This is a genomic window from Streptomyces sp. NBC_00859, assembly GCF_045161865.1.
Taxonomy (GTDB): domain Bacteria; phylum Actinomycetota; class Actinomycetes; order Streptomycetales; family Streptomycetaceae; genus Streptomyces.
The window spans coordinates 1,213,072-1,226,822 of record NZ_CP108826.1 but is presented as its reverse complement, the minus strand read 5'-3'; the positions used below and the strand labels follow the sequence as shown (position 1 = coordinate 1,226,822).

Annotated in this window: 2 protein-coding genes (1 of these 2 running past the window's edge); both read left to right on the top strand. The window is 66.9% G+C overall.

What is annotated here, in order from left to right; all coding sequences use genetic code 11:
- Positions 1-309, top strand: partial view of a non-ribosomal peptide synthase/polyketide synthase gene (locus OG584_RS05170; RefSeq protein WP_405775440.1) — the 3' end only. Its footprint begins 18,744 nt before the window's first position; only the last 309 of its 19,053 coding nucleotides appear in the window; its start codon lies off the left edge, out of view; its stop codon occupies positions 307-309.
- Positions 306-13,751 carry an amino acid adenylation domain-containing protein gene (locus OG584_RS05165; protein ID WP_405775438.1) on the top strand — a complete coding sequence of 4,482 codons (13,446 nt, stop codon included), beginning with the start codon at positions 306-308 and terminating at the stop codon, positions 13,749-13,751. The genes OG584_RS05170 and OG584_RS05165 overlap by 4 nt, the downstream gene beginning before the upstream one ends.

The following is a 13,751-nucleotide window of genomic DNA, read 5'->3' as shown; positions in this document are numbered from 1 at the left end:
TTCACCAGCAGCACTACCGGCCGTTCCCCGCGCACACCGCAGGAGAAGCAGTTGTGTGAGCTGTTCGCAGAAGCGCTCGGCGTCGAGCAGGTCACCATCGACGATAACTTCTTCGAACTCGGCGGCCACTCCCTACTCGCCACCCGCCTCATCAGCCGCATCCGTACGGCCATGGGGCTGGAGCTCGACATCAAACCCCTATTCGAGAACCCCACGGTCGCCGGAGTTGTCGATCAGCTCGGCAGTGTGAAGAAAGCACGTCCGGCACTGCGCCGCATGGACAGGTCTAAGTACGAGGAGCGCTCATGATTCCGGTGTCGTTCGCCCAGCGGCGGTTGTGGTTCCTGAGCCGCTTGGACGGGCCGAGCGCGACGTACAACATTCCGCTGGTGGTACGGCTGCGCGGTGAGCTGGATTCGAAGGCGCTGGAACTGGCGTTGACGGATGTGGTGGACCGGCACGAGAGCCTGCGGACGGTCTTCTGTGAAGTGGACGGTCAGCCCTACCAGCGAATCCTGCCGGTGGAGGAGGCCGCCCCGGCACTGGTGGTGCGGGAGAGTTCTCGGGAGCGCCTGACCACCGATGTCACGGATGCCTCGGCGTATGCGTTCGATCTCGAGTCCGAGATTCCGGTGCGGGCCTCGGTTCTCCAAGTGGCCGTGGACGAGTGGGTGTTGGTCGCGGTGGTGCACCACATCGCAGGTGATGCTTGGTCGTTGGGGCCGTTGGCGCGAGACCTTGCGTCGGCGTACGGGGCGCGGTGTGCGGGTGCGGTTCCGCAGTGGGAGCCGTTGCCGGTGCAGTACGCGGATTACACCTTGTGGCAGCGGGAGTTGCTGGGTGATGAGGACGACCCGCAGAGTACGGGCGCGGAGCAGGTGGAGTTTTGGCGGGGTGAGCTCGCCGCGGTCCCTGAGGAGTTGGCGCTGCCGTACGACCGGTCGCGTCCGTTGGTGGCTTCGCATCAGGGTGATGTCGTCGAGTTTGAGTTCGATGCGGCGGTGCACCGGAACGTGGTGAGTCTTGCGCGTGAGCGTGGGGCGAGTGTGTTCATGGTGGTTCAGGCTGCGGTGTCGGGTCTGCTGTCGCGGCTGGGGGCGGGCACGGACATTCCGATCGGTTCTCCGGTGGCGGGTCGTCTGGATGAGGCGCTGGATGATCTGGTCGGGTTCTTCGTGAACACGTTGGTGTTGCGGGCGGATGTGTCGGGTGATCCGTCGTTCGCGGAGCTGGTCGCAAGAGTCCGGGAGACTGATCTCAGGGCTTTCGGCGCGCAGGATGTGCCGTTCGAGCGGTTGGTGGAGGTGTTGAATCCGGTTCGCTCGATGGGCCGGCATCCGTTGTTCCAGGTGGCGTTGGCGTTCCAGAACGCGCCGGTGTCGGATCTGGTGATGCCGGGCCTGGACGTAGAGGTCGCGCCGGTCGGGACGCAGGTGGCGAAGTTCGACCTCTCGTTCAATCTCGCCGAGGTGTTCAGCGAGGAGGGCGAGCCGGCGGGCATCCGGGGCGGCATCGAGTTCGCCACGGATCTGTTCGACCGGTCCACGATCGAGCGGATGGCGGGCTGGCTGGCGCGGTTCCTGGAGCAGGTCCTGGCGAACCCGGAGCAGCCGGTCGGCCGGGCACGCATCCTGGACGACGCCGAAATGGGGCAGGTGCTCCAAGGCTGGGACGACACTGTCGCTGAGGTGCCGGGTGGCACGCTGGCCGAGTTGTTTGAGGAGCAGGTGGCGCGGACGCCGGATGCTACGGCGTTGGTCTTCGATGGCGACGAGCTGTCGTACCGCGAGTTGAACGAGCGGGCGAATCGTCTGGCTCGGTTGCTGGTTGAGCGGGGTGCGGGGCCGGAGCGGTTTGTCGCGGTAGCCCTGGCGCGCTCCCTCGACCTGGTGGTCGCGTTGTTGGCGGTGGTGAAGTCGGGTGCGGCGTACGTGCCCATCGACCCCGACTACCCGGCCGACCGTATCGCGTACATTCTCGAAGACGCCGCCCCGATGTGTGTGATCACGGGTCTCGGGGCGGAAGGCGTTCTGCCCGGAGACACTCCGCAGATCTTGGTGAACACGCCGATCCTTGACGCTTATTCGGCAGCTGACTTGTCGGATGTGGAGCGGACGGCGTCTCTGACCTCGGACACGCCTGCGTATGTGATCTATACGTCGGGGTCGACGGGTCGGCCGAAGGGTGTGGTGGTCCCGCAGGCGAATGTGGTGCGGTTGTTCTCCGCGACCGACGAGTGGTTCGGGTTCGGATCCGATGACGTGTGGACGCTGTTCCACTCGTATGCGTTCGACTTCTCGGTGTGGGAGTTGTGGGGGCCGCTGTTGCACGGTGGTCGCCTGGTGGTGGTGCCGTTCGAGGTGAGCCGCTCGGCGGGAGAGTTCCTCGATCTGCTGGCCCGCGAGGGTGTGACGGTGCTGAATCAGACGCCGTCTGCGTTCTATCAGTTGATGCAAGCCGACCGGGATGATTCGGCGACGGGTGATCGGCTTGCTCTGCGGTATGTGGTGTTCGGCGGTGAGGCGTTGGATCTGGGCCGGTTGGCGTCGTGGTATGAGCGGCGTGGTTCGGGTGGTCCGACGTTGGTGAACATGTACGGGATCACCGAGACCACGGTGCATGTCACCTACCTGCCGTTGGACCAGGACATGTGCCTGGCGGGTGGCGGTAGCAGGATCGGTGAAGGCATTCCTGATCTGCGGATGTATGTCCTGGATGCGGGGCTGTGCCCGGTTCCGCTCGGCGTCGCGGGTGAGTTGTATGTCGCGGGTGCTGGTGTGGCGCGGGGGTATCTGAACCGTCCGGGGCTGACGGCGGAGCGCTTCGTGGCCGATCCCTTCGGTGCTGCGGGCTCGCGGATGTATCGCACCGGAGATTTGGTCCGGTGGAACGGGCCTGGGGAGCTGGAGTATCTGGGCCGCATCGACGACCAGGTCAAGATCAGAGGCTTCCGTATCGAGTTGGGCGAGATCGAGTCGGTCCTCGCCTCGCACCCCGATGTCGCGCAGGTTGCGGTGGTCGTGCGGGAGGACCGGCCCGGTGACAAGCGGCTGGTCGGGTACGTTGTCTCCACCGCCGATCTGCAAGCCTTGCGGGCCCACGTGTCCGATGCGGTGCCGGACTACATGGTCCCGTCGGCGATCGTCGCCATCGAGGCCTTGCCGTTGACGGCGAACGGGAAGTTGGACCGGCGGGCGTTGCCGGCTCCGGAGTTCACCGTGAGCACGGAAGGTCGTGCACCGCGTACCCCGCAGGAGAGCATCCTGTGTGAGGTGTTCGTGCAGGTACTGGGCGTTGATGGGGTGTCCATCGATGACAACTTCTTTGAGTTGGGTGGGCATTCGCTGCTGGCGGTGTCGTTGGTGGAGCGGTTGCGTGAGCGTGGGCTTGCGGTGCCGGTGCGGTCATTGTTCGTGACGCCGACGGTGGCGGGACTCGCGTCCGGCCTGGAGACCGCGGACAAGAGTCTGTTGATCCCTCCGAACGGGATCGTCGACGGCGTCGAAGTCATCACGCCGGAGATGGTGCCGTTGGCGGGGTTGTCGCAGGAGGAGATCGACAGGGCCGTAGCCCAAGTTCCGGGCGGCGTGGCCAATGTGGCGGATGTCTACCCGCTGGCTCCGCTGCAGGAGGGCATCCTCTTCCACCATCTGATGGGTGCCTCGAAGGGCGAGGACGCGTACGTCCTGCCGATGGTGCTCGGTTTCGATTCCCGGGCCCGGCTGGATGAGTTCGTCGCGGTGCTCCAGAAGGTGGTGGACCGGCACGACATTCTCCGTACGGCCGTGCTGTGGGAGGGGTTGCGTGAGCCGGTCCAGGTGGTCCATAAGCACGTGGAGATCCCGGTCCACGAACTGACGCACGTCACCGATGTGCAGGGCCTGATGGCGGCGTCCGACTCGTTGATGGACATCACCGCAGCACCGCTGGTCAGAGTCACCACGGCCGCTTCGATGGCACTGATCCAGGTGCATCATCTGATCCAGGACCACACGGCGGTGGACGTCCTGTTCACGGAGGTCCAGGCGTTCCTGAAGGGTCGGGAGGCGGAGCTGCCGCCGCCGCTGCCGTTCCGGGAATTCGTCGCCCAGGCGAGGTTGGGCATCCCTGCGTCCGAGCACGAGGCGTTCTTCGCCGGCCAGCTAGGCGACGTCACCGAACCCACCGCGCCTTTCGGCGTCATGGACGTCCGTGGTGACGGCACCGGGGTGTCCGAGTCCGTTGCGAGGCTTGATGGGCCCACCGCCACGGCCGTGCGCGAGGTGGCGCGGCGCCTGGGTGTGAGCGCGGCGACGGTTCTGCATGTGATGTTCGCGCGGGTGGTCGCTTCGGCCTCGGGCCGTGAGGACGTCGTCTTCGGAACGGTGCTCTTCGGCCGTATGCAGGCGGGTGCCGGCGCGGACCGGATCCCGGGCCTGTTCATCAACACCCTGCCCGTGCGCCTGGACACTAGCAAGAAGCTGGGCGACGCCATCAAGCACATGCAGACCGACCTGGCGGAACTGCTGGTCCACGAGCATGCCCCGCTTGCCCTGGCCCAGCGCATGAGCGCGGTGTCGGCGGAAGCCCCGCTGTTCACCGCCCTGTTCAACTACCGGCACAGCGCTGCGGACACCGATGTCGAAGTCGAGGGCATCGAGATCCTCTTCGCTCAGGAGCGCACCAACTATCCGCTGACGGTGTCGGTGGACGACACCGGCGACGGTTTCGTCTTCACCGTCCAGTGTGTGGACGCGATCGACCCGGATCTGGTGCTGTCCCTGATGGACACGACCACCGGCCACCTGATCCAGGCCCTGGACGACACTCCGGTAAACACCCTGCCCGTCCTCGACGACGCTCACCTTGACCAACTCCTCCGCAACGACACCGGTCGGGAGGTGTCCGGCGGCACGCTGCCTGAGCTGTTCGAGGAGCAGGTGGCGCGGACGCCGGACGCCACGGCGCTGGTCTTCGACGGCGTCGAGGTGTCGTACCGCGAGCTGAGCGAACGGGCGAGTCGTTTGGCGCGCGTCCTGGCCGAGCGGGGTGCGGGTCCGGAGCGGTTCGTCGCCGTGGCCCTCCCTCGGTCGGCAGATCTGGTCGTCGCGCTGTTGGCAGTCCTGAAGACGGGTGCGGCGTACGTGCCTGTCGACCCGGACTATCCGGCCGACCGCATCGCGTACATCCTCGAAGACGCAGCTCCCATGTGCGTGGTCACTGTCGGCGACGGCGGAATTGAGGTCCCCGACGGCACCGCCCGAGTTCTCCTCGACGAATACTCTGAGGCGGAGCTGCCGGTGTCCCTGGATCCGGGCACGCCGGCGTATGTGATCTATACGTCGGGTTCGACGGGTCGGCCGAAGGGTGTGGTGGTTGAGCATCGGTCGGTGGTCGACTACGTGTCCTGGGCGGTGGAGATGTATCCCGGGGTGCGTGGGAGCGCGTTGCTGCATTCGCCGGTGTCGTTCGATCTGACGGTGACGGTGTTGTTCGCGCCGCTGGTCAGTGGCGGCTGTGTGGTGGTGGCCGATCTGGAGGAGGATCCGGCGGTCGAAGAGGTTTTGGCGGCTGTGCCGTTGAGCTTCGCGAAGGTCACGCCGAGCCATGTCGCGTTGCTGGAGGCGTTGCCGGGTGTGTTTTCGCCGTCGGGTGATCTGGTGGTGGGTGGGGAGCAGTTGACGGGTGAGCAGTTGGAGCGGTGGCGGCGGGCCCATCCGACGGCCACTGTGGTCAATGAGTACGGCCCGACCGAGGCGACGGTGGGATGCGTCGCCTACCAGCTCGTGCCCGGTCAGCCGGCTCTGGCGGGTCCGGTGCCGATCGGTCGGCCTTCGTGGAACACCCGGGTGTATGTCCTCGATGGTGGTCTGTCGCCGGTTCCGGTGGGTGTGGTCGGGGAGTTGTATGTCGCGGGTGCTGGTCTGGCGCGGGGGTATCTGAACCGTCCGGGTCTGACGGCGGAGCGCTTCGTTGCCGATCCCTTCGGGACTCCGGGCTCGCGGATGTATCGCACCGGGGACCTGGTGCGGTGGAATGCGAGCGGGGAGATCGAGTATCTCGGTCGCATCGACGATCAGGTCAAGGTGCGGGGTTTCCGCATCGAGTTGGGCGAGGTCGAGTCCGTCCTGGCCACACACCCCGATGTCGCGCAGGTTGCGGTGGTCGTGCGGGAGGACCGGCCCGGTGACAAGCGGCTCGTCGGGTACGCCGTCCCCACCGCCGGTGCAGCACTCGACCCGCAAGCCCTGCGGGCGCATGCGGCGAAGGCGGTGCCGGAGTACATGGTGCCCTCGGCCGTGATGGTGCTGGATGCCTTGCCGTTGACGGCGAACGGGAAGTTGGACCGGCGGGCTTTGCCCGCGCCCGAGTTTGTCGCCGATGGCATGGGTCGTGCTCCGCGCACGCCGCAGGAAGAGGTCCTGTGTCAGGTGTTTGCGGAGGTCCTGGGCGTTGAGGGGGTGTCCATCGATGACAACTTCTTTGAGTTGGGTGGGCATTCGCTGCTGGCGACTCGTTTGGTGAGTCGTGTCCGGTCGGTGTTGGGTGTGGAGTTGGGTATTCGTGTGTTGTTCGAGGCTCCGTCGGTGGTGGGGTTGGTGGAGCGGCTTGCTGGTGCTGGTGCGGGGCGTGTGGTGTTGCGGGCGGTGGAGCGTCCGGAGTGGGTGCCGGTGTCGTTCTCTCAGCGGCGGTTGTGGTTTTTGAGCCGGTTGGAGGGGCCGAGCGCGACGTACAACATCCCGTTGGTCGTGGGGTTGCGGGGTGAGGTGGATGTTGACGCGTTGGATGCGGCGTTCAGCGACGTGGTTGGTCGGCATGAGAGTCTGCGGACGGTGTTCGTGGAGGTGGATGGTCAGCCGTTCCAGCGGGTGCTGAGTGTGGAGGAGGCTGCGCCGGCGTTGGTGGTGCGGGAGAGCGATCGTGGGGGAGTCTGGGCTGACGTCGCGGGCGTCTCGGCGTATGCGTTTGATCTGGAGTCGGAGATTCCGGTGCGGGCCTGGGCCTTCCGCGTGGCCGTGGGTGAGTGGGTGTTGGTCGCGGTGGTGCATCACATCGCGGGTGATGGGTGGTCGTTGGGTCCGTTGGCGCGGGATCTGGCGTCGGCGTACGGGGCGCGGTGTGCGGGCGCGGGTCCGCAGTGGGAGCCGTTGCCGGTGCAGTACGCGGACTACACCTTGTGGCAGCGGGAGTTGCTGGGTGATGAGGACGACCCGGAGAGTACGGGCGCGGAGCAGGTGGAGTTTTGGCGGGGTGAGCTCGCCGCGGTCCCTGAGGAGTTGGCGCTGCCGTACGATCGGTCGCGTCCGTTGGTGGCTTCGCATCAGGGTGATGTCGTCGAGTTTGAGTTCGATGCGGCGGTGCACCGGAACGTGGTGGGTCTTGCGCGTGAGCGTGGGGCGAGTGTGTTCATGGTGGTTCAGGCTGCGGTGTCGGGTCTGCTGTCCCGACTGGGAGCGGGCACGGACATTCCGGTTGGTTCTCCGGTGGCGGGTCGTCTGGATGAGGCGCTGGATGATCTGGTCGGGTTCTTCGTGAACACGTTGGTGTTGCGGGCGGATGTGTCGGGTGATCCGTCGTTCGCGGAGTTGGTGGAGCGGGTTCGGGAGACTGATCTCAGGGCTTTCGGCGCGCAGGATGTGCCGTTCGAGCGGTTGGTGGAGGTGTTGAATCCGGTTCGCTCGATGGGCCGGCATCCGTTGTTCCAGGTGGCGTTGGCGTTCCAGAACGCGCCGGTGTCGGATCTGGTGATGTCGGGTCTGGACGTAGAGGTCGTGCCGGTCGGGACGCAGGTGGCGAAGTTCGACCTCTCGTTCAATCTCGCCGAGGTGTTCAGCGAGGAGGGCGAACCGGCCGGGATTACGGGCGGCATCGAGTTCGCGACGGATCTGTTCGACCGGTCCACGATCGAGCGCATGACGGGCTGGCTGGCGCGGTTCCTGGAGCAGGTCCTGGCGGACCCGGAGCAGCCGGTCAGCCGGGTACGCGTCCTCGATGACGTCGAACTGAGCCTGGTACTCCAGGATTGGAACGACACCGGTCGGGAGGTGTCCGGCGGCACGCTGCCTGAGCTGTTCGAGGAGCAAGTCGCGCGGACGCCGGACGCGACGGCGCTGGTCTTCGACGGCACCGAACTGTCGTACCGCCAGGTGAACGAGCAGGCGAACCGCCTGGCCCGTCTCCTGGCCGCGCGAGGCGTGGGTCCGGAACGGTTCGTCGCCATCGCCCTGCCCCGCTCGTCGGACCTGATCATCGCGTTGCTCGCGGTCCTCAAGACGGGTGCGGCGTACGTACCCATTGACCTCGGCTACCCGGCGGATCGGATCGCCTACATCCTTGAAGACGCCGCCCCGATGTGCGTGATCACGATCGAGGGCAGCGGAGTTGAGGTGCCGGACGGCATCGCCCGGGTCCTCCTCGATGCCCTCGACAATGACTCCGAAGCGGATCTGCCGGTGTCCCTGGACCCGCGCACACCGGCGTACGTGATCTACACCTCGGGTTCGACGGGCCGCCCGAAGGGCGTCGTCGTCGAACACCGGTCGGTGGCGAACCTGTTGGCCTGGGCCGGTCGCAGTTTCCGCTTCGCGGAGCTGTCCCGGGTCGTGGCCTCCACATCGCTGAACTTCGACGTCTCCGTCTTCGAGATCTTCGCCCCGCTGGTGGCCGGCGGCAGCATCAAAATTGTTCGAGACCTGCTGTCCCTGGCCGATCTCGACCCCGACACACTGTCCGGGAGCCTGGTCAGTGGCGTGCCCTCGGCCTTCTCGCATCTGCTGGCCGGCACGTTGAGCGGTGCTCGTCCGCGGGCGGTGGCCCTGGCCGGTGAGGCGCTGGCCGCGCACACGGTACGTGACATCCGGGCGGCGATGCCCGGGGCCAGGGTCGCGAACATCTACGGTCCGACCGAAGCGACCGTCTACACCACCTATTGGCACACCGACGCTGACACCGCGACCACACCGCCGATCGGCCGCCCGATCGACAATGTGTCCACCTACGTCCTCGACGACGGCTTGAGCCCCGTACCGGTGGGCGTCGCGGGGGAGTTGTACATCGCGGGCGCCGGTCTCGCGCGCGGATACCTCAACCGCCCTGACCTGACAGCGGAACGCTTTGTCGCCGACCCGTACGGCGGTCCCGGTTCACGGATGTATCGCACCGGAGACCTCGTCCGATGGAACACCAACGGCGAGATCGAGTACCTGGGCCGCATCGACGACCAGGTCAAGGTGCGAGGCTTCCGCATCGAGCTGGGCGAGATCGAGTCCGTCCTCGCCTCGCACCCCGACGTTGACCAGACCGCAGTGGTCGTACGAGAGGACCGTGGCGACAAGCGGCTGGTCGGGTACGTCGTCTCCACCGCCGACCCGCAAGCCCTGCGGGCCCACGTGGCGAAGGCGGTACCGGAGTACATGGTCCCGTCGGCGATCGTGCTGCTGGACGTGCTGCCTCTGTCGCCGAACGGGAAGCTGGACCGGCGGGCGCTGCCTGCGCCCGAGTTCACGGCGAGCTCGGAGGGCCGTGCACCGCGTACCCCGCAGGAGAGCATCCTGTGTGAGGTGTTTGCGGAGGTACTGGGCGTTGAGGGGGTGTCCATCGATGACAACTTCTTTGAGTTGGGTGGGCATTCGCTGCTGGCGGTGTCGTTGGTGGAGCGGTTGCGTGAGCGTGGGCTTGCGGTGCCGGTGCGGTCATTGTTCGTGACGCCGACGGTGGCGGGGCTCGCGTCCGGCCTGGGAGCGGTGGACAGTGGCGCGTCCGTGGTGGTTCCGGCGAACGGGATCGTCGAAGGCGTTGATGTGATCACGCCGGAGATGGTGCCGTTGGCGGGGTTGTCGCAGGAGGAGATCGGCCGGGTCGTGGACCGTGTTCCGGGCGGTGTCGCGAATGTGGCGGATGTCTATCCGCTGGCTCCGCTGCAGGAGGGCATTCTCTTCCATCATCTGATGGGTGCGTCGTCGGGTGAGGACGCGTACGTCCTGCCGATGGTGCTCGGTTTCGATTCCCGGGCCCGGTTGGATGAGTTCGTCGCGGTGCTTCAGAAGGTGGTGGACCGGCACGACATCCTTCGTACGGCCGTGTTGTGGGAGGGGTTGCGTGAGCCGGTCCAGGTGGTCCACAAGCACGTGGCGATCCCGGTCCACGAACTGACGCACGTCACCGATGTGCAGGGCCTGATGGCGGCGTCCGACTCGGTGATGGACATCACCGCAGCGCCGCTGGTCCGAGTCACCACGGCCGGTTCGATGGCACTGATCCAGGTGCATCATCTGATCCAGGACCACACGGCGGTGGACGTCCTGTTCACGGAGGTCCAGGCGTTCCTGGACGGCCGGGAGGCGGAGCTGCCGGTGCCGTTGCCGTTCCGGGACTTCGTCGCGCAGGCGAGACTGGGCATCCCGGTCGCCGAACACGAGGCGTTCTTCGCCGGCCGGCTCGGCGACGTCACCGAACCCACCGCGCCCTTCGGTATCACCGATGTACGGGGTGATGGCACCGAGATCGCTGAGGCCCGTAAACCCCTCGATGGAGCCACCGCCACGGCCGTACGCGAGGTGGCGCGGCGCCTGGGTGTGAGCGCGGCGACGGTGCTGCATGTGATGTTCGCGCGGGTGGTCGCCTCGGCCTCGGGCCGTGAGGACGTCGTCTTCGGAACGGTGCTCTTCGGCCGTATGCAGGCGGGTGCCGGCGCGGACCGGATCCCGGGCCTGTTCATCAACACCCTGCCCGTGCGCCTGGACACTAGCAAGAAGCTGGGCGACGCCATCAAGCACATGCAGACCGACCTGGCGGAACTGCTGGTCCACGAGCATGCCCCGCTTGCCCTGGCCCAGCGCATGAGCGCGGTGTCGGCGGAAGCCCCGCTGTTCACCGCCCTGTTCAACTACCGGCACAGCGCTGCGGACACCGATGTCGAAGTCGAGGGCATCGAGATCCTCTTCGCTCAGGAGCGCACCAACTACCCGCTGACGGTCACGGTGGACGACACCGGCGACGGTTTCGTCTTCACCGTCCAGTGTGTGGACCCGATCGACCCGGATCTGGTGCTGTCCCTGATGGACGCCGCCACCGGCCACCTGGTCCAGGCCCTGGACCAGGCTCCCGACACCCCCGTACACACCCTGCCCGTCCTCGACGGGAACGGGGAGAACCTCGTACTCAAGCAGTGGAACGACACCAGCCGTGACATCCCCGCCACGGCTCTGCCCGAGCTGTTCGAACAGCAGGTCGTGCGGACACCGGATGCCACGGCACTCATCTGCGACGGCACGGAACTGTCGTATCGCGAGCTGAACGAGCGGGTGAACCGTCTGGCCCGGCTGCTGGTCGAGCAGGGCGCGGGCCCGGAGCGGTTCGTCGCGGTAGCCCTGCCCCGGTCGACAGACCTGGTGATCGCGCTGCTGGCGGTGCTGAAGACCGGTGCGGCGTACGTGCCCATCGACCCGGACTACCCCGCCGACCGCATCGCCTGCATCCTCGACGACGCTGGACCCATGGGCGTGATCACGGTCGGGGACAGCGGGGTCGAGCTGCCGGCCGGTACCACCCGGATCCTGCTGAACGATCCGGCGGTGGAGCAGGCTCTCGACGCGCGGGCGGCGGGCGACCTGTCCGATGCCGAGCGGGTTGCTCCGTTGGGTGCGCGCGTACCGGCGTATGCGATCTTCACGTCCGGTTCGACGGGGCGGCCGAAGGGTGTGGTCATCGAGCACAGGGCGCTGGTGAACTTCCTGTCTTCGATGCAGGAGCGGTTCGATCTGGGTGCGGGTGACCGGTTGCTGGCGGTGACGACGATCGCCTTCGATATCGCGGGTCTGGAGTTGTATCTGCCGTTGTTGAACGGTGCTGCTGTGGTACTGGCGGCGTCGGAGCAGGTGCGTGACCCGCTGGTGTTGCGGTCGCTGGTCTCTTCGGCCGGGGTGAGTGTGGTGCAGGCGACGCCCAGTCTGTGGCACGCGGTGGTGGCCGATGCCGCGGATGAGCTGGCCGGGGTCCGGGCGCTGGTGGGCGGTGAGGCGCTGCCGGGTGAACTGGCGCGCACTTTGATGGCCCGGACGGCGTCGGTGACGAATCTGTACGGTCCGACCGAGACGACGATCTGGTCCACGGCCGACGAGATCCGCGGGGATGCCGGCGGGGTGTCCTCGATCGGCGCTCCGATCGCCAACACGCAGGTGTATGTCCTGGACTCGGGCCTGTGCCCGGTGCCGGTGGGCGTGGCCGGTGAGTTGTACATCGCTGGTGACGGTCTGGCACGGGGTTACCTCAACCGTCCGGGGCTGACGGCGGAGCGCTTCGTCGCCGACCCCTTCGGGGCGCCCGGCTCGCGCATGTACCGCACCGGGGACCTGGTGCGGTGGAATGCGAGCGGGGAGATCGAGTACCTCGGTCGCATCGACGATCAGGTCAAGGTGCGGGGCTTCCGCATCGAGCTGGGCGAGATCGAGTCCGTCCTGGCCACACACCCCGATGTCGCCCAGGTTGCGGTGGTCGTGCGGGAGGACCGGCCCGGCGACAAGCGGCTCGTCGGATACGCCGTCCCCACCGCCGGTGCAGCACTCGACCCGCAAGCCCTGCGGGCGCATGCGGCGAAGGCTCTGCCGGACTACATGGTGCCCTCGGCCGTGTTGGTGCTGGACGCGCTGCCGCAGACGCCGAACGGGAAGCTGAACCGGCGGGCCCTGCCCGCGCCCGAGTTCACCGGCAGCGCGAGCGGCCGTGCCCCGCGCACACCGCAGGAGAAGCAGCTGTGTGAGCTGTTCGCAGAAGCGCTCGGCGTCGAGCAGGTCACCATCGACGACAACTTCTTCGAACTCGGCGGCCACTCCCTGCTCGCCACCCGCCTCATCAGCCGCATCCGTACGGTCATGGGCGCCGAGTTGGGGATCCGTGCTCTGTTCGATGCTCCGACAGTGGCCGGACTGGTGGAGCGGCTCGACGTGGACGCCCCCGAGGACTCCTACGGGGTGCTGTTGCCGCTGAGGGCCACTGGCACCTCGGCACCGCTCTTCTGCGTGCACCCGTTGGGCTCACTCGCTTGGGCCTACGAGGGCTTGGCGGACCGGCTTGGGCCGGACTGCCCGGTCTACGGTCTCCAGGGCCGGGGCTTGCTGCAGCCGGAGCGACAGCCCGGGAGCGTGGCGGAGATGGCCGCCGATTACGTGGCGCAGCTGCGCACGGTGCAGCCATCTGGGCCTTACCGCCTGCTCGGGTGGTCGTTCGGAGGGAACGTCGCCCACGAGATGGCGGTACAGCTCGAGGAGCAGGGCGAACAGGTGTCGCTGCTCGCGCTGCTCGACGCGGGCGCTGAATACACAGTCGCAGCCAATGAGTCGATCGTGGAGCACGAGACGCTCGAGATGCTGTTGCAGAGCCTCGCGCACAAGCCCGAGGACGTGATCGGCGCTGAGACCGACAGGGACGCCACCGCCAGTCAGCTCACTCGGACGGATGTGATCAACTTCCTGCGCCGAGCCCAGCCTGACTGGCGAGACCGAGACGAAGCACGGATCAACGCTCTGGTCGACACCGCAGAGAACAACGAACGGATCCTGGGTGACTTCAAACCCCGCGGTCTCTCCTCGCAGGTGCTGTACATCGCTGCGGATCCGTCCGGGACCGGTGACACCACGGCGGCGGACAAGTGGCTCCCATACACCGACGGCGGCATCGTGAAGCACTCCGTGCCCTTCGAGCACGGAGCGATGATGAGTCCTGACTCGATCTCGCACATCGTGCCGATCATCGCGGCTTCGTTGAGGGGGGCCTGA

Excerpts from the sequence above, each read along its gene's own strand:
- OG584_RS05165 (WP_405775438.1), top strand. The coding sequence starts at position 306 with ATGATTCCGGTGTCGTTCGCCCAGCGGCGGTTGTGGTTCCTGAGCCGC.